Consider the following 23,414-nt stretch of genomic DNA (forward strand, 5'->3'; position numbering starts at 1 on the left):
TCGTAGCTACCGTCTTGAACGTCAAGCGGTAGCTGCGTAATTTTCATCCCACTTCATCCGCGTTTTCAGCACCCCGAAGCACTGATGAACCAGCTTGCGCATCACCGCTCCAAGCGCAGCCTTGCTGGCTTTGCCCTTCGCGATTAGCCTCTGGTACAGCGCCTTCGCCGGGGCATTCCACCTGATCGCTACAATCGCCGCCATATACAGTTTCGCCCTTACGTCTGCCGGGCCTGTTTTTGACATCCGTGCACGCCCCCTGACTGAGCTACCGGACGTTTTTTCCACCGGTACCACACCCAGCCACGCAGCGACCTGTGAAGCACTCCGGAACGGACACGAGCGCAGCACCGACAGCATTGTCGTGCCCACCACGCTGCCTATTCCTTTTATCGATTCCAGCAGCTCACGGTCTTCCTTCAGACCCGGATGATTATCTGTGTGGTCTGAGATGAGCGCTTCAATACGCTTCAGCTCGTCCCTGTGGGCTTTCAGGGTTCTCTCCAGCGAGTCAATGATTTCAGGCGCTGTGCGGGTTGAATGGGCCTTTTCCAGTCGGTTCTCCGCCCGCTGGACATCAGCCTGAAGTGAGTCCCGCAGACGCACCAGCTCCCGAAGTTTACGGACCTCCGGGGAGGGGGGCACCCAGGCATCAGGCTGTTTCAGCTCGCCATAACGGGCCAGGATGTAAGCATCAACGGAGTCGTTTTTAGTCAGGATAGCCATTCCACGGGCGAACTCCCTGACCCGCTGAGGATTGCTGATGCAGACTGTGACGGGGGTATTTTCATGAAGACCAAAGGCGACGTTTTCGTGATAAATGCCGGTCGCTTCGAGCACCACCATCACCTGTTCAGGATGGCATTTTTGCCTGATTAACCAGTCATTTATCTCCCGGTCGGCGTCGGGATGATTTTTGAGGGTTTTGGTTTTCTTTTTCCCGTTGCCGGGCAACAGGCAGAGGTCGAGTTTGTTTTTACTGACATCAATACCGAGATAAATCATAAGACAGCTCCCTTTCACATGAACCATCACGCCATCTTGCCTTGTACATACGAAGTCAGAGCTTCTGGTTACCGTTCAGAGTAGATGCTGGCGTGAAAGGAGAAACGGAGGGCTTTAAGCTACGACACAAGATCGAGTCTTAAGCGGCGCGACAAGCTGCCTCCGTTTCGTGTAACGGGTAGCTAACCAGTTACAACTTCAAGATACAAGCGGCGCGATTTATCGCGCGCTGCCAGAAAAACCCGCGCGATAAATCGCGCCGCTACGGAAACTATTTTAAAAACCCACGCACACCAGACCATCAACCCGCATTACCGATTCCTGGTTGAAGCGTTTCTTGTAGATATCACGCAATGCGTTGATGTTGTCTGAGCTGGCACGATCTGGCGAATGAATTAGCATCAGCGCTTTGCTTTTTTCACGCGCCAGTTTGCCATTCTCCCCCAGCCACTGCCCTTTGGCGTCATATACCGACAAGCCATCTTTGAAGCGCGGCGTAACATCGCTATCGACAAAATGCTGCCACTCCTGCTCAGTCACCGTGCCGCCCTGCGGTTTACTCATGCCAAACCACAACGTGGTTTGCATCATCATATCCCCACCGGCACACACCGGCGTCGGCGTGCTGGTTGGCGCAGACTGGGTGATGGTGGTGGGATGCGTCTGACAGCCTGCCAGCAGCAATGCCAATGCGAAAGATGCGATAAATTTTGTTGCCATACAGATTTCCCTGAACTGAATGCCCGTCGCTATCATAGGTGTCTGGTTTGAAAAGGCCAGTGCTTAGCTGCCCATATTTCAGGCTTTTACCTGTCATGCCATAGCGTAGCTCGCTATAATTCACTAAATTTTCTTCACACGAGTATCGCTTATGATCCGCAGTATGACCGCTTACGCACGTCGCGAAGCCAAAGGCCACTGGGGCAGCGCCGCCTGGGAACTCCGCTCCGTTAACCAGCGCTACCTGGAAACCTACATCCGCCTGCCAGAGCAGTTCCGCAGCCTGGAACCCGTCATTCGCGAGCGTATTCGCAACCGACTGACACGCGGCAAAATTGAGTGCAACCTGCGTTTTGATGCCGATCCGGGCGCGCAGGGCGAACTGATTCTCAACGAATCGCTGGCAAAGCAGCTGGTCCAGGCGGCCAACTGGGTGAAAATGCAGAGCGATGAAGGTGCGATCAATCCACTGGATATTCTGCGCTGGCCGGGTGTGATGTCAGCAAAAGAGCAGGATCTCGACGCCATTAATGCCGAACTGCTGGCCGCGCTGGATGGTGCACTCGATGACTTTATCACCGCGCGTGAAACCGAAGGTGCAGCCCTGAAAACCCTGATTGAACAGCGCCTTGCTGGCGTAACCCAGGAGGTCAGCAAAGTTCGTGAGCAGATGCCTGAAGTATTGAAGTGGCAGCGCGAACGTCTGGTGACCAAACTGGAAGAAGCCGAAGTCCAGTTAGAAAACAATCGTCTGGAGCAGGAACTGGTGATGATGGCGCAGCGTATTGATGTCGCTGAAGAACTGGACCGCCTGGACGCGCATGTAAAAGAAACCTTCAACATTCTGAAGAAGAAAGAAGCGGTCGGTCGTCGCCTCGATTTTATGATGCAGGAGTTCAACCGTGAGTCGAACACCCTGGCATCGAAATCGATTAACGCCGACATCACCGCGTCAGCAATTGAGCTGAAAGTGTTGATTGAGCAGATGCGCGAGCAGATCCAGAACATTGAGTAACATCTGTACTGCCCCCCGTTTCTGCTGGGGGGCAGTACAACAAATCAGTATAGTTCCTGTTCGCTAGTCGATTTTTTTCAACGCGCAACGTAAATAATGCGTAAAGATTCGTACCCAGCCATGTCTTTTTGGGACACCCCTTTACCAGTTCTACAGTGTCAAGAGCCTCCCAATTCGCTTATAATCTATTGTAAATCAAGATATATCTGTCCGTTATCAAGACAATTCTTCTTGATAATTCCCCGTTCAATGAATCCATTCAATCTTAAAGATTGCGGAGATTAGGTTTCTTTAACGGCACTATTTGCTAATCTGCTGGTCGAAATTAAGACTGCTGTACCGCGCCCTGAACACCTGGACCTGCTTCTATGTGCGATACATTCACTGATCACATGAAGGTGTTATGAAAAAAACCGGGCAGTTCTGCTCTCAACTCCTCCACCCTCGCTACTGGTTTACCTGGTTTGGGTTGGGCGTGTTATGGCTACTGGTACAACTTCCTTACCCCATCCTTATCCGTCTCGGGGCCGCTGCTGGCAAACTGTCACGCCGCTTCCTGAAACGCCGCGAGCGCATTACGCGTCGTAATATTGAACTCTGCTTTCCTCACATCAGTGACGAAGAGAAGGAGCAGATGATCGCGGGCAACTTTGCCTCCCTGGGCATGGCGCTGGCGGAAACGGGCATTGCCTGGTTCTGGTCGGATCGTCGGGTGCGCCAGTTGTTTCAGGTGAGTGGTATGGCCAACCTGAAAACCGCCCAAGACCATAAACGAGGCGTGATGGTAATTGGCGTGCATTTTATGTCGCTGGAATTGGGCGGCCGCATCACCGGGCTGTGCCAGCCCATGATGGCGATGTATCGCAAACATAACAATCAGGCGATGGAGTGGGCGCAAACCAAAGGCCGTATGCGTTCCAACAAAGCCATGATTGACCGGCGTGACCTGCGTGGCATGGTGCAGGCGCTGAAACAGGGCGAGGCCGTTTGGTTCGCTCCAGACCAGGACTACGGCCCGAAAGGCAGTGTCTTTGCGCCGCTGTTTGCCGTTGAGAAAGCGGCAACGACCAACGGGACTTTTGTGTTATCACGTCTGGCTCGCCCGGCGATGCTGACTATCGTGCTGATTCGCAATCCGCAGAAAAACGGCTATCAGTTGATCATCCAGCCGGAGTTGGAAAACTACCCACATGATGATGAATCCGCTGCGGCCGCTTACATGAACAAAGTGATCGAGCGTGAAATCCTGCGTGCACCTGAGCAGTATCTCTGGCTGCATCGCCGCTTTAAAACCCGCCCGCCAGGTGAAGCGTCGCTCTACGTCTGACCTGATGCAGCAGGCTCCGGCCTGCTGCCTGACCCGCCAAAAAACATTTCACAACCATTCTTAACGAAAAACAGGTTTGTCAAAATTTGCACAGCCTTTTGTAATGGTCGCCATTTCCTTTTCCTGACCAAACTTATGACTCTGCTTTTGACTTCACCCCGGCGAGCGATGCTCGCAATTGCGGTTGCCAGCGCGCTGCTGGCCGGTTGCGCCAATCCTCACGGCTTACATACCAGCAACCATATGCTTGATGCCAATACATTGCAGGCACAGGACACGCTGAAAAATGCCCACTTCAGCACCGCTAACTGGCCGAAAACGCAATGGTGGCAAAGTTTTGACGACGCTCAGCTTAATCATCTGATTAACGATGCCATGGCCTCCAGCCCGGACCTGCAAGTAGTAAACGCCCAGGCCGACAAAGCCAACGCACAGGTGATTGCCGCCAACGCTGAACGCTACCCGGATGTCGATCTCAACGCCGGGATTACCCGTTCACGGGTAGCAAAAGTGGACGACCCGCTGCTACAGGGCAAAACCTACAGTACGCTGCGTACCGCCAACGTAGGTCTGAGCTACACCTTTGATTTATGGGGTGGGAAGAAAGATGCAGCCGAAGCCGCACTCGGCCAGGCGCGCGCCAGCGAACTGGATCGCCAGGCCAGCCAGTTAACCCTGGCCGCTAACGTCACGCGTGCATGGAACAACCTTAATCTGGCGTGGACCAATGCCGATCTGGCAAAACAGGCCGCCGATCGTGCCAATGGCATCGCCAAAATTCAGCAGCAATATGTTTCCGCCGGACTCACGTCTGACTATCAATACAAGCAGGCGTTATCGCAGCAAAAAACCGCTGAAGCCTCGCTTACGGAAGCAAAACAGGACGTCACCGACGCCGGTATTCAACTTTCGACGCTGGTCGGCAAAGGCCCGGATTACTGGCATAACCTGAAGCCAGCGAAACTGAACGTACCCACTGCTGCACTGCTGCCAGGCAATATTCCAGCCGATCTGCTGGGTCGCCGCCCGGATGTAGTCGCCGCACGTTGGCGAGTAGAAGCGGCAGCGAAAGACATCGCCGCGACCAAAACCGAGTTCTATCCCAATATCAACCTGGTGGCGGAAGCCGGTACACGCTCGCTGCTGGGTGACGCTTTGTTTGGTGCGCCGAGCCGCTTCTTTAATGTTGGGCCAAGCCTGTCGCTGCCAATTTTTGATGCCGGTAAACGCCGTGCCGATTTAGCTGAAAGCGATGCCAACTGGGATCTGGCGGTGGCGCAATACAACAAACTGCTGATTAGCTCGCTGGGTAATGTCAGCGATACCATCACCCAGTTGCAGTCCATTCAGGACCAACTGGCCCAGCAGGAAAGTGCCAACCAGCTGATTCACAGTGCCTGGGATGACCTGAACCGCGAATACGCAGCGGGCCTGCGTCCATATCTGGACGTATTGACCATCCAGAATCAGTTAATCGAATCCGACCAGAAACTGGTGGCGCTTAAAGCCCAGCAGATCAATCTGGCGGTGGTGTTGATTGAAGATTTAGGTGGTGGATTCCATAACGGGGATGCTACGCCCCACAGTTAAGCGGATGGCTGGTATTCTGCCGCAGGTTGGTGAATGATGGTTCGCTCATTGGCTCAACCTGCGGATAATCATGATGGAACAAGATATTGAGGCTGGCTGGCTCCGGCCTCTTATTGCTGACCGACTTACCCCTTTTATGGAGATTGATGCAGCTCGCCTGCAACGCAATCTTCAGCAGATGCAACAAAAAGCCGATGCGGCTGGCGTTGCTCTGCGTCCTCATATCAAAACCCATAAAAGCGTCTGGATAGCCCGGCAACAACGAGCGCTTGGCGCGCGTGGTGTTACGGTGTCAAAACCGAGCGAAGGTGTCGCCTTTATTTTAGGGGGCGAGCGTGACCTGTTACTGGCTTATCCGGTGGTGCTGGCCGATACGTTGACCGAATTACTTCAGGTCGCCGCAGAAAACCATGCCCGTATCACCTGCATTGCTGACTCCCTGAATGGCGTGTCTGCGTTAGCAACATCGCATCAGCAACAGCCGACAGCGGAGCTGGCGGTTGCCATCAAGGTGGATGTTGGGCTGCATCGGGTGGGGGTCGATCCTGAAAGTGATGCTGCGCTGACGCTGGCTGAAGCTATCAATGCCGCCGGACTTCCTTTTGCCGGGCTGGTTTCTCATGCCGGCCAGGCTTATGGTGCCGGTCATCCCGCCGCCATCTGCGAGGTTGCCCGTCAGGAAATCGCACTGATGCGGGGTGTTCAGCAACGTCTGATGGCTGCGGGATTTACGCCTTGCCCAATCTCTGTCGGCTCAACCCCCACGGCACTGGCGGCCCCGGTTGCGGAAGGCAGCAATGAAATTCGTCCCGGTAATTACGCGTTACTCGATCTGACGGCCTGGCGTTTAGGCTTATGCACGCCAGACGCGCTGGCGTTAAGTGTGGTCACGCGCGTGGTGGCGGTGAATACGCATTACGCCATTATCGATGCGGGCTCCAAAATGCTCAGCTCCGATAAAGGCCCCCACGGCACCAATGCCAGCGGCTTCGGCATTGCCGTGGATGAGCAAGGGAATCAATTTGAGGTGGTGAAATTATCCGAGGAGCACGGCTTCCTGCAATTTAGCCATCAGGCTCCCGCTGTGGGGGCGCTACTGCGTATCTTCCCCAACCACAGTTGTGCGGTTGTGGCACAGTCCGACCGCTTTGTGTTGCGCCATGCCGACGGTTTGGCTGAAGTGCTCAACATAGAGGGACGGGGCAAGTTCATCTGACCACGAGGCTTTTTCTGGAAACCTCTTCTGCGCCACACTTCCGGCACCGGGCCGTTTCCAGCCCGGTGACCGCGTGATTTAATGCCTCTTTATCCGCCCAACAGGAGGTCCCATGCTGCCATCTCAGACAGTGACTCTGACCATTCCACGTAACTGGTTAGATTTATATGAAACCATCTGGAAACCCGAGTGTTTCGCAAAATGGGCAAGCGGGCTAAGTAGCAGCACGCTTACGCAGGAAGGGAATATCTGGAAAGCCAAAGGACCTGAAGGCACGGTAAAGATTCGTTTCACGCCGCATAATCCATTTGGCGTAATGGATCACTGGATCGATACCGGCATCGGTAAGGAGATCTACATGCCGATGCGGGTAATTGCGAACGAACAAGGTGCCGAGGTGGTGATGGTCGTTTACCGTCAACCACTGATGTCTGATGAGAAATTTACCCAAGACGTTGCATGGGTAAAACGTGATCTGGATAACCTTCTCCACCTTTTAACCCATTAGAATCAATGAATTATACAAACTTTCTTACTCAGCTATTCTCTGGCAGTAATCGGCACTGACAAACAATTTTTCTTCACCAAAGCCTTTAACTGTTTTGCACATTTTGTGGCTGTTTTTCATTGTAACCACCAGTTTGGCTAACGCTTCCTTACCAGGAAAATTCTTGGTAAGGAAGCCATCTCTCACTTCAGGTCCACTGATTTTCTGACGTTTTTTTTATCCAGGCTGAAAAACGTTATTTACCCTCTCTGACAATAACGTAAAAGACTAATAAGTCCCTTACCCTTCTCATTATATTTTCAGATGAAAAAACCAAAACCATTTATTACTGAGTGTCATTTATAGGAGTTTTCTCATGGTGTTAATTCAAATAAAACACGGTATAACTCCCTTACACACAGCAGTACTTAATAATAACAATGGCAGGGTAAATAACATGGACCGCTCAACCTATCCTTTATTGTCAGAAAGAGAATTCGTTGAGATTGCCAGAAGGATTTTGGCTGGGGAATATAATTATCAAAATGGATTTTATCGTGATCTGGCTGATTTTCTTCTGACAGGAGGAGATCGTGCTATGACACAAAAACAATTGCACACCAGGGGCGTCTTTTTAAATTCAGAACATCATTTGATCGAATGCATCATTACATGGCAATCACTGAAAGGTATTTCAGGGCTTCGCCAGGATTGGCTGCACTGATGAAATCTGTGCTCTGGCCTTGTCGCCCGGGCGACCCTCAAATTGCACTGGTACATGTACCATAACGAGCAGAGTATGACGATACGTGTAAGAAATCTGACCGGCGCTACCAAGTGGTCAATATTGTCATCAATAAAAATCATTGGCATCGGTGTATTACAGCTTTCACTTCTGGCGCAAATATTACAGGCAAACGAGTTAAATTTACTCGCCGTTGCCATTGCATGTTTATTAGTTATAGACACATTAGCCGATCGCGGATTTGGCAACTCCGCTATTCGCAACCAAAATTTAAGCATCAGCGATCTCTCCGTTCTTTATTGGGGAAATATGTTGCTTGGGATATTAATTTTCGCCGTCATGTTTATTGGTAGCGATCTTTTTAGCCGAATAATGAATCAGCCCGAACTGGCAATTATGCTGGAAATGATTTCGGTGATTTTCATTATTGTTCCGCAAGGGCAACATTATCGCGCCATATTGCAGCGAGAAAAACAATTCACTCGAATTGCATTTACAGAAATCTTGTCAGTGCTGGTGGGACTGAGTGTGACCTTGTTCACCGTGTGGCTGACCCCTTCAGTACTCTGTGCTATCTGGGGTTACCTGGCGATGGTCTCAATTCGCATGCTGGTCTACTGCTACTACGGCCGTTCATGGTTCCAACCTGAATACCGTTTTAGCCTGAAAAGCTTTGCCGGTATGCGAGCAAGAAACGGATAATAAAAACAAGTCTGTATGGTGGGCTCTGGGCATCTGAGAGGATGCGTTCGCGTGCTGCTTGCCAGCACGCTTTTTTCTTTTCCACGCCAGCCACTTCCCCCTCCTGTCCACATGCGTTAAGCCGGATTGGCGCATACTGAACACACCATTCACATCATTTTTTATAATGCGAATAAGAAACATCTATCCTCACACCCCCGTAAAACAGGCCTTATAAAGCCTCTAATATCAAAACAACTAATCCGATGTCACTTTTTTAGAAAATCTCAGTGGTCTACACTCTGGGAAGTCTTTAGCCTTGCCGCCAATTATCTGGAGTGCTCTATGCTGTTAACCGTTCTCTACATCATTGGTATCACCGCCGAGGCCATGACTGGTGCGCTGGCGGCAGGCAGACGCAAAATGGACCTGTTTGGCGTCATTATTATTGCTTCCGTTACCGCGATTGGTGGCGGATCGGTACGTGACATTCTACTCGGCCATTATCCGCTGGGTTGGGTTAAGCATCCCGAATACATCATGATTGTTGCGGCGGCGGCGGTAATCACCACGGTGGTAGCACCGCTGATGAATCATCTGCGCAAAGTCTTCCTGGTGCTGGATGCGTTGGGCCTGGTGGTTTTCTCCATAATAGGTGCCCAGGTGGCACTGGATGGGGGCCATACCGCTGTTATCGCCGCGATTAGCGCAGTCATCACCGGTGTATTTGGCGGCGTACTGCGCGATATGTTCTGCAATCGCATCCCGCTGGTATTTCAGAAAGAATTGTATGCCGCTGTCGCCTTCGCCTCAGGCTGGCTCTATATCCTGCTGTTGAAAACATCGCTGGCCAATGAGGTAGTGGTAATCGTTACCCTATTGTTCGGCTTTTTCGCTCGCCTGCTGGCGCTACGGTTCCGCCTCGGCTTGCCGATTTTCAACTATCCCCATCCCGATCACTGATGCTCCGCCGGGGGATCGCCTGTTGCTGTAAAAACGTGATGAGTTGCTGCACCTGATGATCGTGCAGCATGGTCACAATCCGTTGCGCCAGCGTGCTGCCAATACCCGGTAGCTGTTGCCAGCCCTCCGTCGTGCGCATCTGCAATTGTTGCCACTGAGTGTCAGGTAAGGCTTGTAATGCGGCACGCGGTATCGGCAAGCCCAGCGCCATCACCCAACGGCGTAACGGTTGCTGGCGGGTCTGATTAAACCGCCGCCAGATCTGTTGCGCCCGCGCCGGTGATATCCCAGCCACCTGAGCGATTTGTTCGGGTGTCAGTTCCAGCCAGGAAAACAGATGGGTGATGGTGCCGCTATCCAGCAAGCGTTGCCAGGTGCTGCGTTGTATACCGTTAATATCCAGCACTGATTTTTCGCTGAGCCAGCTCAGGCGTGACAGGAATTGCGCCCGACACGGTGCACTGAATGTCAGACAACTGAGTTCGTTGAAATCGCTGCTTTGTGGTGCATCGGGGTATTCGCGCAGTCCAACACGCCAGATAACCCGTTCAACACGCGGAATGCCCAACCCGGCGAGAACCAATGTCACCTGATCGCCTGCAATCACATCCAGCTCACGCCAACGTCGTAGCGAGCCAATATTGACCCGTCGCACGGTTTTATCATCCAGCTGCACCGGGATAAGATTCAAAACCACCGCGATTTTTCCGGTTCGTCCGACATTGAACTCCACCGAACGCACTTCGCTGCTGATCTCCGCTGGTTGATATTTCCACGCAGCTGACCAGTTGCCCTGCCCGGGCTGCCAGTCACGCCCCATGCGAACGGGCGATTGGTGAATAACAACACCATCGGTGGCAAAGGGTAATTTTCCCTGAAACCAGCGATCGCGCCAGCTTGCTACTTCATCCTCATCATTGACCCGTTCGCTCCAGCGTTCGGTCAGGTCAAATCCCCAGCGCGACAATTGTGCCAGCCGTTCTGACATGGACGTCGGACCATCCGGCCACGCCCAAATAAACACCCCCAATTGCGCCAACAGCGGAGTGGCATCACGGCGCATCATCGCGCCCGCCACCTGTGCCCGGGCATTTCTGCCACCATCCTGCGCCTGCTGATGATCGGTCATCTGCAAAAATAATTCCCCTTGCAGCACCACCTCATTCTGATTGGTGCTGATCTGCTGCGGGATAGCCGGGATCATGGCTGCCTTATCCCGCCACTCTTCACCACGCAGGCCGTCACCACGACTGACCAGAGAGGCCAACCGCCCCTGACGATAAATCAGTGTGACGGCCACACCGTCAACCTTCGGCTGTACCCACACATCTGACTTACCCTGCATCCACTCCATGACAGCCCGCTGGTCACGCAATTTGCGCACGCCGGTATGTGCCACCGGGTGCTGCGCAGTGCCGTCTGTTGTGGGTTGTGACGCGTAAGTCGCCTGGTCGGGCGTGAAGCACTGCTGCCAGTGTTGCAGACGTTGTTGCAGGCTGTCGTAATCAGCATCGCTTACCAGGTTCTGTCCCTGCCGGTAATAGGCATCATCCCAGTGTCGGAGTTGGGTTTGTAACTGCGTAATCTCCTGCCCGGCCCGTACCGGGGACCAGTTGGGACAAACCCTCTCGGCCAATACGCCCGCGCTGAAAAGCCATAACAACAAAACCATGTATCCTTTCATCTTCGTTCTCCTTTTTGTCTATTGGAGAACACCCTGCATCTGGCGGCCAGCAGCGAAAAAGGATTCTGGATGTTATGTTCCCGCGTTTTTTCACGAGTTGCAGCGCTGAACAATACGGCTGGAGCAGCCTCACAAAAAAAGAAATGCGCCTGACGCGGCGGCAAACGCTGCGTGGCGGGCGTAAGCCGTGTATACTGTGCAGGAAATCGACTCCGCTCTTTACTCAATTCAAGAAAATCATGGCTCAAGGCACGCTCTATATTGTTTCTGCCCCCAGCGGCGCAGGTAAATCCAGTCTGATTCAGGCGCTGTTGAAGACACAACCGTTATACGATACGCAAGTGTCTGTTTCCCATACCACCCGTGGCGTGCGCCCCGGTGAGAGTCATGGTGAACATTACTTTTTTGTGTCGAAACCGGAATTCGAAGCCATGATTGCCGAGGATGCCTTCCTTGAGCATGCGGAAGTCTTTGGCAACTATTACGGCACCTCCCGTGCGGCCATTGAACGCGTATTGGCAACCGGCGTTGATGTTTTTTTGGATATCGACTGGCAAGGTGCGCAGCAAATCCGCCAAAAAATGCCTGCCGCACGCAGCATTTTTGTTTTGCCACCCTCAACGGAAGAGTTGGATCGCCGTCTGCGCGGCCGTGGTCAGGATAGCGAAGAGGTGATTGCCCGCCGTATGGCTCAGGCCGTGGCGGAAATGAGCCACTATGCCGAATACGATTATTTAATTGTGAATGATGATTTTGATCTGGCGTTGTCCGATCTGAAAACCATTATTCGCGCAGAACGTCTGCGCATGAGTCGCCAGAAATCGCGACATGATGCTTTAATCAGCAAACTATTGGCAGTCTGAATTCACTTTCAGTATTATGCCCAGTCATTTCTTCATCTGTGGAGTAGCACACCTATGGCACGCGTAACCGTTCAGGACGCAGTAGAAAAAATTGGTAACCGTTTTGACCTGGTGTTGGTCGCTGCACGTCGTGCACGTCAGATGCAGGTAGGCGGCAAAGATCCGCTGGTTCCGGAAGAAAACGATAAAGCCACCGTTATCGCGCTGCGCGAAATCGAAGAAGGTCTGATCACCAACCAGATTCTGGATGTGCGTGATCGTCAGGAACAGCAAGAGCAGGAAGCCGCTGAATTACAAGCCGTTACCGCTATCGCTGAAGGTCGTCGTTAACAGCAGCCTGCAGGTCAACCTTGTATCTGTTTGAAAGCCTCAATCAACTGATTGAAAAATACTTGCCTGAGGAGCAAATCAAGCGCCTCAAGCAAGCTTATCTTGTCGCGCGTGATGCCCACGAGGGACAAACACGCTCCAGCGGTGAGCCTTATATCACCCATCCTGTTGCCGTTGCCTGCATTCTGGCCGAGATGAAACTCGACCACGAAACGCTGATGGCCGCGTTGCTGCATGATGTTATCGAAGATACCCCCGCAACTTACCAGGACATGGAACAACTGTTTGGCAAAAGCGTTGCCGAACTGGTTGAAGGGGTGTCAAAACTCGATAAGTTGAAGTTCCGGGATAAGAAAGAAGCCCAGGCTGAAAACTTCCGCAAAATGATCATGGCGATGGTGCAGGACATCCGCGTCATTCTGATCAAACTGGCTGACCGCACCCATAACATGCGCACGCTTGGCTCGCTGCGACCGGATAAACGCCGTCGTATCGCACGAGAAACCCTCGAAATTTATAGCCCGCTGGCCCACCGTCTCGGTATTCATCACCTGAAAACCGAGCTGGAGGAGCTGGGCTTTGAAGCGTTGTACCCGAACCGCTATCGGGTCATCAAAGAGGTGGTTAAAGCGGCGCGCGGTAACCGTAAAGAGATGATCCAGAAGATTCTTTCTGAGATTGACGGCCGCCTGCAAGAGGCTGGGATTCCCTGTCGCGTCAGTGGCCGTGAGAAGCATCTCTATTCGATCTACCGCAAAATGCATCTGAAAGAGCAACGATTTCACTCGATCATGGATATTTACGCCTTTCGCGTCATCGTGAAAGATTTAGATACCTGCTATCGCGTACTCGGACAGATGCACAGTCTGTACAAACCGCGTCCTGGACGCGTCAAAGATTACATCGCTATCCCCAAGGCCAACGGCTATCAATCTTTGCATACCTCGATGATTGGCCCGCACGGCGTGCCGGTTGAGGTGCAAATCCGTACCGAAGATATGGATCAGATGGCGGAAATGGGGGTTGCGGCACACTGGGCCTATAAACAGGCCGGTGAAAGCGGCACCACCGCGCAAGTACGTGCCCAGCGCTGGCTGCAAAGCCTGCTGGAGTTGCAACAAAGCGCGGGAAGCTCCTTTGAATTTATTGAAAGCGTGAAATCGGATCTCTTCCCGGACGAGATTTATGTGTTCACGCCTGAAGGCCGCATTGTCGAACTGCCCGCTGGCGCAACACCTGTCGACTTTGCCTATGCGGTCCATACCGATATCGGCCATGCCTGTGTCGGCGCACGCGTTGATCGCCAGCCTTATCCGCTGTCGCAGCCACTCACCAGCGGGCAAACCATCGAAATTATTACCGCGCCGGGTGCCCGACCCAACGCCGCCTGGCTTAACTTTGTCGTCAGTTCCAAAGCGCGCGCCAAGATTCGCCAGTTGCTGAAAAACCTCAAACGCGAAGATTCTGTTAACCTCGGCCGTCGCCTGCTCAGCCATGCGCTGGGTGGTAGCCGTAAACTGGCTGAAATTCCGGCAGAAAATATCCAGCGCGAGCTGGAACGCATGAAGTTGACCAGTATGGATGATCTGCTGGCGGAAATTGGTCTGGGCAACGCGATGAGCGTAGTGGTGGCGAAAAATCTGCTGCAATCAGAGAACTCAGCACCACTCGTCAGCAACAAACGTAATAAGTTGCCGATTAAAGGTGCTGATGGCGTCCTGATTACCTTCGCCAAATGCTGCCGTCCGATTCCGGGCGATCCGATCGTTGCACACGTCAGCCCTGGTAAAGGCCTGGTGGTGCACCACGAGTCCTGCCGCAATATTCGCGGCTACCAGAAAGAACCAGAAAAGTTCATGCCGGTAGAATGGGATAAAGTGACCGATCAGGAATTTGTCGCCGAAATTAAAGTCGACATGTTCAACCATCAGGGCGCGCTGGCAAACCTGACGGCGGCCATCAATACCGCCGGTTCAAACATTCAAAGTCTCAATACCGAAGAACGAGACGGCCGTGTTTATAGCGCCTTTATCCGTCTGACCGCGCACGATCGCGTCCATCTGGCTAACATTATGCGTAAAATTCGCGTAATGCCCGATGTGATTAAAGTTCACCGAAATCGTAATTAGTGCATGAACGATCAACGTTTTGCTCGTATCCGCGAGATGCTGGCCCTGCGCCAGCACGATCTCACCGTCTGTATGGAACAGGTGCATAAGCCGCACAATGTCTCGGCGGTAATTCGCACGGCCGATGCTGTCGGTATCCATGAGGTCCATGCGGTCTGGCCCAGCGTGCGCATGCGCACCATGGTATCGGCCTCCGCAGGTAGCAACAGTTGGGTGAAGGTCAAAACGCATCGCAATATCGCTGAAGCCGTATCCCATCTGAAGACGCAGGGTATGCAGGTGCTGGCGACGAACCTGTCGGCCAAGGCCGTGGATTTTCGCGAGATCGATTACACGCGTCCCACCTGTATTCTGATGGGGCAGGAAAAAACCGGTATCACCGCAGAAGCGCTGGCCCTCGCGGATCAGGACATCATTATCCCAATGGTTGGCATGGTGCAATCGCTTAATGTCTCAGTCGCTTCCGCGCTGATTCTGTATGAAGCACAGCGCCAGCGACAAAATGCCGGTATGTACCAGCGTACCTACAGTTTGCTGGATGAAGAGGAGCAGCAGCGCCTGCTGTTCGAAGGGGGTTACCCGGTTCTGGCACGCGTGGCGAAGCAAAAAGGATTGCCCTATCCGCACATCAACGACCTCGGTGAAGTGGAAGCCGATGCCGAATGGTGGGCAACAATGCAAGCGACGGGCAAAAAATGAAAGGCCGTCTGCTGGATGCCATCCCGCTCAGTACCCTGACCGGCGTCGGCGCCAGCCAGGCGGCGAAACTGGCCAAAATTGGCCTGTTTACCATCCAGGATCTGCTGCTGCACCTGCCGCTGCGCTACGAAGATCGCACCCAACTCTATCGTATTAATGACCTGCTGCCGGGCATCTGGGCCACGGTGGAAGGGGAAGTGCTGAGCAGTGAAATCACCTTTGGCCGCCGCCGTATGCTGGTGTGCCAAATCAGCGATGGCACTGGCGTGCTGACCATGCGCTTCTTCAACTTCAATGCCGGGATGAAAAACAGCCTGGCGTCAGGCCGTCGCGTCACTGCTTACGGCGAGATCAAACGCGGTCAGCGCGGTGCAGAGATTATCCATCCCGAATATCGCATTCAGGGCGAACACAGCAGCGTTGAGTTGCAGGAAACCCTGACGCCGGTTTATCCCACCACCGAGGGTATCCGCCAGGCAACGCTGCGCAACCTGACCGATCAGGCGCTGACGCTGCTGGAAACCTGCGCCATTGCCGAGCTGTTGCCGCCGGAACTGAGCGGTGGATTGATTAGCCTGCCAGACGCATTGCGTACTCTGCATCGTCCACCACCTGATTTACGTCTGAGTGAGCTGGAAACGGGCCGTCATCCAGCACAGCGCCGGTTAATTATGGAAGAACTGCTGGCACATAACCTCAGCATGTTGGCAGTGCGCGCTGGCGCACAGCGCCATCACGCGCTGCCGATGCCGGCCAATCATCAGTTGGTCGATAAATTGCTGGCCGCCCTGCCGTTCTCCCCTACCGGCGCGCAGCAACGGGTGGTCGCGGAAATTGAGCGCGATCTGGCACACGACTTCCCGATGATGCGTCTGGTGCAAGGCGATGTGGGATCGGGTAAAACGTTGGTCGCGGCAATGGCTGCGTTAAATGTGATTGCCCACGGCAAGCAGGTGGCGCTGATGGCCCCCACCGAATTGCTCGCCGAACAGCACGCAAATAATTTCCGCCAATGGTTTGCGCCTCTCGGTATTGAGGTGGGCTGGCTGGCGGGTAAGCAAAAAGGTAAGGCTCGTCAGGCGCAGCAGGAGGCGATTGCCAGCGGGCAGGTAGCGATGGTGGTCGGTACCCATGCGCTGTTTCAGGAGCAGGTACAATTTAACGGCATGGCGTTGGTGATTATCGATGAACAGCACCGTTTTGGCGTCCACCAGCGTCTGGCACTCTGGGAAAAGGGCGAAGAACAGGGTTTTCATCCGCATCAGCTAATCATGACCGCGACACCGATTCCACGCACCCTGGCGATGACCGCCTACGCGGATCTCGATACTTCTACCATTGATGAGTTACCGCCAGGCCGAACCCCTGTCACCACCGTCGCGATCCCCGACAGCCGCCGTAACGATATCATCACGCGTGTGCAAAGCGCCTGCCAGGAAGGTCGTCAGGCGTATTGGGTCTGTACGCTGATTGAAGAGTCTGAGCTGCTGGAGGCACAGGCGGCCGAAGCGACCTGGCAAGAGCTGAAAGTCGCGTTGCCGGATCTCCAGGTCGGGCTGGTGCATGGCCGTATGAAACCGACTGAAAAGCAGGCGGTGATGCAGGCGTTTAAAGCCAATGAAATCCAACTGCTGGTCGCCACGACGGTCATCGAGGTTGGAGTGGATGTGCCGAACGCCAGTCTGATGATTATCGAAAACCCGGAACGCCTCGGCCTTGCACAGCTGCATCAGTTGCGTGGACGTGTCGGGCGCGGTGCGATCGCCTCGCATTGTGTGTTGCTGTACAAAGCACCGCTAAGTAAAACGGCGCAAAAGCGTTTGCAGGTGTTGCGTGACAGCAACGACGGCTTTGTTATCGCCCAGCATGATCTGGAGATTCGTGGTCCCGGTGAACTGCTTGGCACGCGCCAGACCGGTAACGCCGAGTTCAAAGTCGCCGATTTGCTGCGTGATCAGGGCATGATCCCGGAAGTTCAGCGCGTGGCACGCCATATCCACCAGCATTATCCTGAGCAGGCCGTGGCGTTGATTGAGCGCTGGCTGCCGGAAACCGAACGCTACAGCAACGCGTAGCGGCGCGATGTATCGCGTCGCTACGAATGGGTCAGGCCCCCGTGTTTTTATCACGCTCCAGCGCGGTAAAATCCCCGACAAATTTTTGCAGTAACCGCGCCAGCTCAACACGCTCATTCTCCTGCCACGCCTGAAACACCTCACCATAAATCCTGCTCCGTGCCGCATCGATTTTGTCGGTCATCACTTTACCCGCAGCCGTAATGACCGCTTCATTGACGCGCTTGTCCTTTGTATTCTTCTGGCGCTGCGCCAGACCAATTTCCTCCAGCTTCGCGACCTGTCGACTGACGGTGGTGTAGTCACGCCCAACCCGATCCGCCAGTTCAACCACACCAATCGGACCGAAACGACTGATCTGCACCAGCAGCGGAAACAGCGCCCGATCGAGCTGAATATTGGATTCTTTTATCAGTAATTCATCACGTTGTGGGCGGTTAAACGTCCCAACAATGGTCAGTAACGCATTGTGCAGATCATCGAAAGCTGAACTATTATGTGTATTTTGCACACTTTTCATTGACGGCATCCAGAGACAGGAATAATGTGTGCATAATACACATATATTCCGATTAACTGAAGGTGAAAACATGAAAGCAGCAATAGTTTCCGCAGCAGGCGAACTGCCGGTATACGGCGATTTCCCTGAACCTCAAGCCGATGACCACCAGGTTGTGGTCACAGTCAAAGCCGCCGCCATTAGCCAGTTGGCGAAGGCGCGTGCCGCAGGTACCCATTACAGCTCGGCCACGCACTATCCGTTTATTACCGGGATCGATGGCACCGGTTATCTCAACAATGGCGACCCGGTGTACTTCCTGGCATTTAACGCTCCCTGGGGAAGTATGGCGGAAAAAACACGGGTGCCCACCGAGGCTATCGTACCGCTACCGAAAACGCTGGATCCGGTGCTGGCTGCTGCACTTGCCAATCCGGGTATGTCCTCGTGGGCGGCTTTAACGCGTCGCGCACGTTTGCTACAAGGAGAAACCGTGCTAATCAATGGCGCAACCGGGACATCAGGTGGACTGGCAGTGCGTATCGCGCGTCATCTTGGTGCCGGAAAAATTATTGCCACCGGACGCAACCGTGCGGTGCTGGAACAACTTCACACCCAGGGGGCAGATATTACGCTGACCCTTGATGCGTTACCGACCGCTCTGCCCGCGCTGATGGCTGAAGGCATTGATGTGGTGCTGGATTATCTGTGGGGCCAGAGCGCGCTCGATATCATGCAGGCGGCGGTGGCCGGTGGTGAGAAGGTGGTCCGTTTTGTGCAAATTGGTTCCCTCAGCGGCCAGGAGATCTCATTGCACAGCAAGTTACTGCGCTCCTCTGGGCTGACCCTAATGGGCAGCGGCCTCGGTAGCGTATCCAATAGCGAACTGGTGGCTTGTATCGGCGAGCTACTGACAGCCGCAGCGCAAAGCGATTTTTCGATTCCCTTCCAGATGCGACCACTGAGTGAAGTCCATAGCGCCTGGGGTGAAGACGATAGCCGTTGCCGTACGGTATTTACGCTCTGAGGTGGTGAGGGGCATTGCAAACGTTTGCTTTCATTCGGCATCGGTTTAAAATCGCCCCCTTTGTTGTGATTGAGAACGTCCACCATGTCCGTCGATACCGCTGAACCCCGCCAGCCTGCCAATGCGGCAAAAAGTGAACTGATTTACCGTCTTGAAGATCGCCCACCGTTGCCCCAAACGCTGTTTGCTGCCTGCCAGCATCTGCTGGCGATGTTTGTCGCGGTAATTACCCCCGCGCTGCTGATTTGTCAGGCGCTGGGCCTGCCGGCACAGGACACCCAGCACATTATTAGCATGTCGCTGTTTGCCTCTGGCGTCGCATCGATTCTGCAAATCAAAACCTGGGGGCCGGTCGGTTCCGGGCTGCTGTCAATTCAGGGCACCAGTTTTAACTTTGTCAGCCCGTTGATTATGGGTGGCATGGCGCTGAAAAATGGAGGGGCCGATATTCCCACCATGATGGCAGCGCTGTTTGGTACGCTGATGGTCGCCTCCTGCACCGAGATGGTGCTGTCCCGCGTGCTGCATCTGGCTCGTCGCATTATCACGCCGCTGGTTTCTGGCATTGTGGTGATGATCATCGGTTTGTCGCTGATTCAGGTTGGGCTAACCTCCATCGGCGGTGGTTTTGCAGCCATGAACGATCACAGTTTTGGCGCACCGAAAAACCTGCTGCTGGCTGGCGCGGTGTTGTTGGTGATTATTCTGCTCAACCGTCAGCGCAATCCTTATTTGCGTGTCGCCTCGCTGGTGATCGCTATGGCCGTTGGCTATTTGCTGGCATGGGCGTTAGGTATGCTGCCAGAAAATACCACCCCGACCAATCAGGCGCTGGTTTCGGTGCCATCACCGCTCTACTACGGCCTTGGTTTTGACTGGAATCTGCTGATTCCGTTGATGTTGGTCTTTATGGTGACCTCCCTGGAAACCATCGGCGATATTACCGCCACCTCTGACGTTTCTGAACAACCAGTGAGCGGCCCGCTGTATATGAAACGCCTGAAAGGGGGCGTGCTGGCCAATGGTCTTAACTCTTTTGTATCCGCATTGTTCAATACGTTTCCAAACTCCTGTTTTGGCCAGAATAATGGCGTGATCCAGCTGACCGGTGTGGCCAGCCGCTATGTGGGCTTTGTGGTGGCACTGATGTTGATTGTGCTCGGGTTGTTCCCGGCGGTCAGCGGATTTGTGCAGCACATTCCTGAACCGGTACTGGGCGGCGCAACGATAGTGATGTTTGGTACGATCGCGGCTTCAGGGGTACGCATTGTTTCTCGCGAGCCATTGAATCGCCGCGCGATTATGATTATCGCGCTGTCGCTGGCTGTTGGCCTTGGTGTTTCTCAGCAGCCACTGATTCTGCAATTCGCGCCAGACTGGCTGAAAACCCTGCTTTCATCAGGCATTGCCGCTGGCGGTATCACCGCTATCGTGCTCAATCTCGTCTTCCCCCAGGAAAAGTAATACTCACGGCAGGCTGAGGCCTGCCTGATATTTATCCGCTTTTACATCCAGGCTGTTGAGCTGTAACGGTAATTCAGGCATAACAACCTCTTACCGGATAAAAGATCGGGATGGATGCAATGAAATTTCTAGGCAAATTTTTCCTTACCTTACTGCTGCTAATTCTGCTGGCGCTGGTCATCCTGTATGTGTTGCTGCAAACACAGTGGGGTGCAGGCTGGTTTAGCCGTTGGGTGAGTGATAAAACCGACTGGCATCTTTCCCTCAGTAAAATCGAACACAACTTCTCTTCCCCTTCGCATATCGTCCTCGATGACTTTAGCTTTGGGCACGATGGTCAACCGGCCGTGCTGGTCGCGAAACGCGTTGATCTCGGGCTGGCGTTGGTACAGTTCAGCGATCCACTGCACTTTAGCAGCATCGAATTGCGTGACGGCGAAGTGAATCTGGCTAACCTGACCCCGGATAACGCGCTGCCGCTGCAGGCCAACCGTTTGCAGCTCAACAATATGCGCATTGATAGTCCGGGCAGTGCGTTACCGATGTTTGCCCGCAAGGTGAACGGTGGCATTTTACCGTGGAAGCCAACTGCCAATGATATGCTGGGTAGCGATGCGCAGTTTCAGATGAGCGCGGGTGAGATGACCCTGGATGGTGTGAAGGGAAATAACGTGTTGCTGCAAGGTAATGTGGCACAACATCGTCTGGTGCTGAGTAATATTGGGGCCGATCTGGCGCGTGGATCGATGACCGGTGATGCCGAACGTGATGCGCAGGGCAACTGGAAGATTAACCAGTTGCGCCTCAATGATATCCGCCTGCAAACCCATAAAGATCTGCTCGATTTCCTCAACCCGATCAGTGATGTGCCCTCGGTGACAATTAATCGCCTGGATATGACTGATGCACGTTTGCAGGGGCCGGATTGGGCGGTCACTGACCTCGATTTAACCCTGAAGAATTTCACCTGGCGCGGCAATGACTGGCAGAGCGAAGACGGTTCTCTGGCGATGAATGCCGGGAATTTTATTAACGGTACCTTTGAACTGAATGACCCCATCGTGAATGCCGACTTCTCAACGCAGGGCATCGCGCTGACGCAGTTCAGTTCCCGCTGGGCCAATGGCGTCATCCGTGCCAGCGGGAGCTGGACGCGCAGTGATAAACGCCTGACGCTGGATGAACTGGCGGTAGCCGGGCTGGAATATACCCTGCCGCAGAACTGGCGCGACCGCTGGCAGCAGAGCTTACCAACGTGGCTCGACAGCGTACTGGTGAAACGTGTAACCGCCAACCGCAACCTGATTATTGATATCAATCCGGCATTTCCATTCCAGATGACGGCACTGGATGGCAGCGGTGAAAACCTGCTGCTGGCCCGACAGCAGCAATGGGGGTTCTGGGCCGGTAAAGCCAGTTTTAACGCCGCGGAGGCGACCTTTAACCGTACTGATTTACGTCATCCGTCAATTAGCTTCAGCGCAGATGATCAACAGATTCAGGTCAATGAACTGAGTGCCTTTAATGGCAGCGGTTTACTCGAGGGGACGGCTACGGTCAACCAGCAACCGCAACGTGCGTTGACGCTGCATCTGAAAGGCCAGGCGGTCCCGGCAAATATCCTGCAAAATTGGGGCTGGCCAGCGTTGCCGTTGAACGGAAATAGCAATTTATTGTTGCAGGTGAACGGTTCGCTGAACGCAGCGTCACCGCTACGTCCAAGCGTCAATGGCAATCTGTCGGTAACAACAGATACCCAGTCGGTGCAACAGACCATGCATGACGGGCAGGTTCAGCCGTAAACACGCTAACCACACCCTGTAGCGGCGCGATTTATCGCGCGGTTTTCACGGCTTTCAAAACCCGCGCGATAAATCGCGCCGCTACGGTGTATGCAAGATTTAATTAATCAATCCGCGCGCCAGAGCCACCCTCTTCCAGTGCCCCCTGGGAATCGGCAGGTAAAACGATATATACCCCTTCAAACACCGCCCCCAGCTCATCGTCACCAAACAGTTCAACCTCCATCTGCACCCGCGCTTTACGCCCGCGCGCCAGACGATCGAGATCGCCACTCAACGAACCGAGATCGGCAATCGCCCCCGGCCGGCCACTAATCGGTTTGCTGTAACGAATGTGCGCATCGGCAAGAATAATGGTGCCGCCCAGATGACGCTCGCGCAGCAACAGCCAGATCAACCCCCAACCGGTCAGCGTCGCCAGTGAGAACAGGCTACCGGCAAATAACGTATGGTGTGGGTTTTGGTTGCCGGTTTCCGGCATGGTGGTGACAAACTTCTGCCCGGTATATTGCAGAATTCGCACGCCCATTTTTTCACTTAACGGGATATGCTCATACCATGCCTGCTGGAGCTGCCCGCACCAGTCGGCGCGGTGCAGGATATCATCGAGCGTCACCACCGGTTTAATCATCAGGAAATGGCGTACCGGGGTGGTTTGCGGCGCGGTGATCTCCCCCTGATTGACATACCCCAGCTTGGCAAAGAATTCGACGGCATCTTCACGCGCGCTACAGGTCACGCGTTTTGCCCCTTCCTGGCGCGCCACTGATTCCAGCGTCATCGCCACTAACGTACCCAAGCCTTTACCCTGGACTGACGGGTGAACGGCAAGGAAGCGGATAGCCGCTTCGTTTTCAGCATTAATGTATAACCGCCCGACAGCGACCGGCTTGCCCTGTTCATCCACCACCATTTGATGATGGGCCAACGCATCCCATGCATCACGCTCGGAACCCTGCGGCTGCCGCAACGGTTTTCGTAACATTTCCCAACGGAACTGGTAGTACATATCCAGTTCTTCAGCGGTTTGCGGTACGCGAAGATGATACATAAAGTGATTCTCTCGTTCGGAGCTTACGTGGCTGATCCCTTG

General features: G+C 53.8%; 21 protein-coding genes and 1 pseudogene. 16 read left to right on the forward strand and 6 right to left on the reverse strand.

The genetic code is table 11. The annotated features are described in order from the left end of the window. Window positions 1-21: 21 nt before the first annotated feature. Together AC6I8R_RS20205 and AC6I8R_RS20210 are read right to left on the reverse strand one after the other, a co-directional pair. The gene (locus tag AC6I8R_RS20205; RefSeq protein ID WP_497831835.1) at window positions 22-1,005 is read right to left on the reverse strand and encodes an IS110 family RNA-guided transposase; all 984 of its coding nucleotides are present in this window, start codon (window positions 1,003-1,005) and stop codon (window positions 22-24) included. Between the two features lie 276 nt (window positions 1,006-1,281). Further along, window positions 1,282-1,725, reverse strand: a complete 444-nt coding sequence (locus AC6I8R_RS20210; protein WP_497832723.1) for a DUF3574 domain-containing protein — start codon at window positions 1,723-1,725, stop codon at window positions 1,282-1,284. A gap of 151 nt (window positions 1,726-1,876) precedes the next feature. Here AC6I8R_RS20210 and AC6I8R_RS20215 point away from each other — a divergent pair, with 151 nt between their 5' ends. The 5 genes from AC6I8R_RS20215 to AC6I8R_RS20235 all read left to right on the forward strand — a co-directional run bounded on the left by AC6I8R_RS20215 (window position 1,877) and on the right by AC6I8R_RS20235 (window position 7,381). Continuing rightward, window positions 1,877-2,740, forward strand: coding sequence for a YicC/YloC family endoribonuclease (locus tag AC6I8R_RS20215; RefSeq protein ID WP_021186094.1), 864 nt, complete (start codon window positions 1,877-1,879; stop codon window positions 2,738-2,740). A gap of 403 nt (window positions 2,741-3,143) precedes the next feature. After that, window positions 3,144-4,067, forward strand: a complete 924-nt coding sequence (lpxP, locus tag AC6I8R_RS20220; RefSeq protein WP_021186082.1) for a kdo(2)-lipid IV(A) palmitoleoyltransferase — start codon at window positions 3,144-3,146, stop codon at window positions 4,065-4,067. 168 nt (window positions 4,068-4,235) lie between these two features. Then, a complete protein-coding gene (locus AC6I8R_RS20225; protein ID WP_021186081.1) occupies window positions 4,236-5,657 on the forward strand; it encodes an efflux transporter outer membrane subunit in 1,422 nt (473 codons plus the stop codon). Between the two features lie 70 nt (window positions 5,658-5,727). Continuing rightward, window positions 5,728-6,873 (forward strand): alanine racemase, encoded by a 1,146-nt coding sequence (locus tag AC6I8R_RS20230; protein WP_415175308.1) that lies wholly within the window; start codon window positions 5,728-5,730, stop codon window positions 6,871-6,873. Window positions 6,874-6,985: 112 nt separating this feature from the next. Further along, complete coding sequence (locus AC6I8R_RS20235) at window positions 6,986-7,381, forward strand: polyketide cyclase (RefSeq protein ID WP_415175307.1); 396 nt, start codon at window positions 6,986-6,988, stop codon at window positions 7,379-7,381. A gap of 24 nt (window positions 7,382-7,405) precedes the next feature. Here AC6I8R_RS20235 and AC6I8R_RS20240 read toward each other — a convergent pair whose 3' ends face one another. Next, window positions 7,406-7,567 (reverse strand): hypothetical protein, encoded by a 162-nt coding sequence (locus AC6I8R_RS20240; protein WP_497832724.1) that lies wholly within the window; start codon window positions 7,565-7,567, stop codon window positions 7,406-7,408. A gap of 169 nt (window positions 7,568-7,736) precedes the next feature. Here AC6I8R_RS20240 and AC6I8R_RS20245 point away from each other — a divergent pair, with 169 nt between their 5' ends. The 3 genes from AC6I8R_RS20245 (at window position 7,737) to AC6I8R_RS20255 (ending at window position 9,749) form a co-directional block, all read left to right on the forward strand. After that, on the forward strand, window positions 7,737-8,084 hold the full coding sequence (locus AC6I8R_RS20245; protein ID WP_415175306.1) for a hypothetical protein: 348 nt from the start codon (window positions 7,737-7,739) through the stop codon (window positions 8,082-8,084). A gap of 75 nt (window positions 8,085-8,159) precedes the next feature. Continuing rightward, on the forward strand, window positions 8,160-8,807 hold the full coding sequence (locus AC6I8R_RS20250) for an oligosaccharide flippase family protein (RefSeq protein WP_415175305.1): 648 nt from the start codon (window positions 8,160-8,162) through the stop codon (window positions 8,805-8,807). Window positions 8,808-9,131: 324 nt separating this feature from the next. Beyond that, the gene (locus AC6I8R_RS20255) at window positions 9,132-9,749 is read left to right on the forward strand and encodes a trimeric intracellular cation channel family protein (RefSeq protein ID WP_013511048.1); all 618 of its coding nucleotides are present in this window, start codon (window positions 9,132-9,134) and stop codon (window positions 9,747-9,749) included. On the opposite strand, the pseudogene ligB reads toward AC6I8R_RS20255, so the two are convergent. Further along, a pseudogene (ligB, locus tag AC6I8R_RS20260) lies at window positions 9,696-11,433 on the reverse strand (NAD-dependent DNA ligase LigB). The gene AC6I8R_RS20255 and the pseudogene ligB sit on opposite strands and share 54 nt — an antisense overlap. Window positions 11,434-11,672: 239 nt before the next feature. Here ligB and gmk point away from each other — a divergent pair. Genes gmk through recG form a run of 5 tightly spaced genes read left to right on the forward strand, consistent with a single transcriptional unit; the run spans window position 11,673 to window position 17,529 of the window. Further along, complete coding sequence (gene gmk, locus AC6I8R_RS20265; RefSeq protein ID WP_036627742.1) at window positions 11,673-12,296, forward strand: guanylate kinase; 624 nt, start codon at window positions 11,673-11,675, stop codon at window positions 12,294-12,296. A 54-nt stretch (window positions 12,297-12,350) separates the two neighbouring features. Then, window positions 12,351-12,626, forward strand: coding sequence for a DNA-directed RNA polymerase subunit omega (gene rpoZ / locus AC6I8R_RS20270; protein ID WP_013511051.1), 276 nt, complete (start codon window positions 12,351-12,353; stop codon window positions 12,624-12,626). 20 nt (window positions 12,627-12,646) lie between these two features. Continuing rightward, the gene (spoT, locus tag AC6I8R_RS20275) at window positions 12,647-14,755 is read left to right on the forward strand and encodes a bifunctional GTP diphosphokinase/guanosine-3',5'-bis pyrophosphate 3'-pyrophosphohydrolase (RefSeq protein WP_021186074.1); all 2,109 of its coding nucleotides are present in this window, start codon (window positions 12,647-12,649) and stop codon (window positions 14,753-14,755) included. 3 nt (window positions 14,756-14,758) lie between these two features. Next, on the forward strand, window positions 14,759-15,454 hold the full coding sequence (trmH, locus tag AC6I8R_RS20280) for a tRNA (guanosine(18)-2'-O)-methyltransferase TrmH (RefSeq protein WP_021186073.1): 696 nt from the start codon (window positions 14,759-14,761) through the stop codon (window positions 15,452-15,454). Continuing rightward, window positions 15,451-17,529: an ATP-dependent DNA helicase RecG gene (gene recG, locus AC6I8R_RS20285; protein ID WP_497832725.1), complete on the forward strand. Its 2,079-nt coding sequence runs from the start codon at window positions 15,451-15,453 to the stop codon at window positions 17,527-17,529. The genes trmH and recG overlap by 4 nt, the downstream gene beginning before the upstream one ends. 31 nt (window positions 17,530-17,560) lie before the next feature. Here recG and AC6I8R_RS20290 read toward each other — a convergent pair whose 3' ends face one another. Continuing rightward, complete coding sequence (locus AC6I8R_RS20290) at window positions 17,561-18,049, reverse strand: MarR family winged helix-turn-helix transcriptional regulator (RefSeq protein WP_021186445.1); 489 nt, start codon at window positions 18,047-18,049, stop codon at window positions 17,561-17,563. 70 nt (window positions 18,050-18,119) lie between these two features. On the opposite strand from AC6I8R_RS20290, the gene AC6I8R_RS20295 reads away from it, so the two are divergent. From AC6I8R_RS20295 to AC6I8R_RS20305, 3 genes are all read left to right on the forward strand, one after another. Beyond that, a complete protein-coding gene (locus tag AC6I8R_RS20295) occupies window positions 18,120-19,055 on the forward strand; it encodes a quinone oxidoreductase family protein (RefSeq protein WP_497832726.1) in 936 nt (311 codons plus the stop codon). A gap of 84 nt (window positions 19,056-19,139) precedes the next feature. Beyond that, the gene (locus tag AC6I8R_RS20300; protein ID WP_208724437.1) at window positions 19,140-20,519 is read left to right on the forward strand and encodes a nucleobase:cation symporter-2 family protein; all 1,380 of its coding nucleotides are present in this window, start codon (window positions 19,140-19,142) and stop codon (window positions 20,517-20,519) included. 119 nt (window positions 20,520-20,638) lie between these two features. Beyond that, window positions 20,639-22,321, forward strand: a complete 1,683-nt coding sequence (locus tag AC6I8R_RS20305; protein WP_415175298.1) for an AsmA family protein — start codon at window positions 20,639-20,641, stop codon at window positions 22,319-22,321. Between the two features lie 103 nt (window positions 22,322-22,424). Here AC6I8R_RS20305 and fabY read toward each other — a convergent pair whose 3' ends face one another. Continuing rightward, entirely contained in the window at window positions 22,425-23,372 is a 948-nt protein-coding gene (gene fabY / locus AC6I8R_RS20310) for a fatty acid biosynthesis protein FabY (RefSeq protein WP_021186441.1), read from the reverse strand. Window positions 23,373-23,414: the final 42 nt, after the last annotated feature.

The sequence above is a fragment of the Pantoea sp. X-Soil-OKNW-713 genome, from assembly GCF_059730685.1.

Bases quoted from the DNA above. Each gene is read 5' to 3' on its own strand.
- recG (WP_497832725.1), top strand. From the start codon at position 15,451: ATGAAAGGCCGTCTGCTGGATGCCATCCCGCTCAGTACCCTGACCGGC.
- AC6I8R_RS20250 (WP_415175305.1), top strand. From the start codon at position 8,160: ATGACGATACGTGTAAGAAATCTGACCGGCGCTACCAAGTGGTCAATA.
- AC6I8R_RS20210 (WP_497832723.1), bottom strand. From the start codon at position 1,725: ATGGCAACAAAATTTATCGCATCTTTCGCATTGGCATTGCTGCTGGCA.
- AC6I8R_RS20225 (WP_021186081.1), top strand. From the start codon at position 4,236: ATGCTCGCAATTGCGGTTGCCAGCGCGCTGCTGGCCGGTTGCGCCAAT.
- AC6I8R_RS20305 (WP_415175298.1), top strand. From the start codon at position 20,639: ATGAAATTTCTAGGCAAATTTTTCCTTACCTTACTGCTGCTAATTCTG.
- AC6I8R_RS20215 (WP_021186094.1), top strand. From the start codon at position 1,877: ATGATCCGCAGTATGACCGCTTACGCACGTCGCGAAGCCAAAGGCCAC.
- AC6I8R_RS20255 (WP_013511048.1), top strand. From the start codon at position 9,132: ATGCTGTTAACCGTTCTCTACATCATTGGTATCACCGCCGAGGCCATG.
- gmk (WP_036627742.1), top strand. From the start codon at position 11,673: ATGGCTCAAGGCACGCTCTATATTGTTTCTGCCCCCAGCGGCGCAGGT.
- rpoZ (WP_013511051.1), top strand. From the start codon at position 12,351: ATGGCACGCGTAACCGTTCAGGACGCAGTAGAAAAAATTGGTAACCGT.
- AC6I8R_RS20245 (WP_415175306.1), top strand. From the start codon at position 7,737: ATGGTGTTAATTCAAATAAAACACGGTATAACTCCCTTACACACAGCA.
- fabY (WP_021186441.1), bottom strand. From the start codon at position 23,372: ATGTATCATCTTCGCGTACCGCAAACCGCTGAAGAACTGGATATGTAC.
- AC6I8R_RS20205 (WP_497831835.1), bottom strand. From the start codon at position 1,005: ATGATTTATCTCGGTATTGATGTCAGTAAAAACAAACTCGACCTCTGC.
- AC6I8R_RS20300 (WP_208724437.1), top strand. From the start codon at position 19,140: ATGTCCGTCGATACCGCTGAACCCCGCCAGCCTGCCAATGCGGCAAAA.
- AC6I8R_RS20295 (WP_497832726.1), top strand. From the start codon at position 18,120: ATGAAAGCAGCAATAGTTTCCGCAGCAGGCGAACTGCCGGTATACGGC.
- AC6I8R_RS20290 (WP_021186445.1), bottom strand. From the start codon at position 18,049: ATGAAAAGTGTGCAAAATACACATAATAGTTCAGCTTTCGATGATCTG.
- AC6I8R_RS20235 (WP_415175307.1), top strand. From the start codon at position 6,986: ATGCTGCCATCTCAGACAGTGACTCTGACCATTCCACGTAACTGGTTA.
- lpxP (WP_021186082.1), top strand. From the start codon at position 3,144: ATGAAAAAAACCGGGCAGTTCTGCTCTCAACTCCTCCACCCTCGCTAC.
- AC6I8R_RS20230 (WP_415175308.1), top strand. From the start codon at position 5,728: ATGATGGAACAAGATATTGAGGCTGGCTGGCTCCGGCCTCTTATTGCT.
- trmH (WP_021186073.1), top strand. From the start codon at position 14,759: ATGAACGATCAACGTTTTGCTCGTATCCGCGAGATGCTGGCCCTGCGC.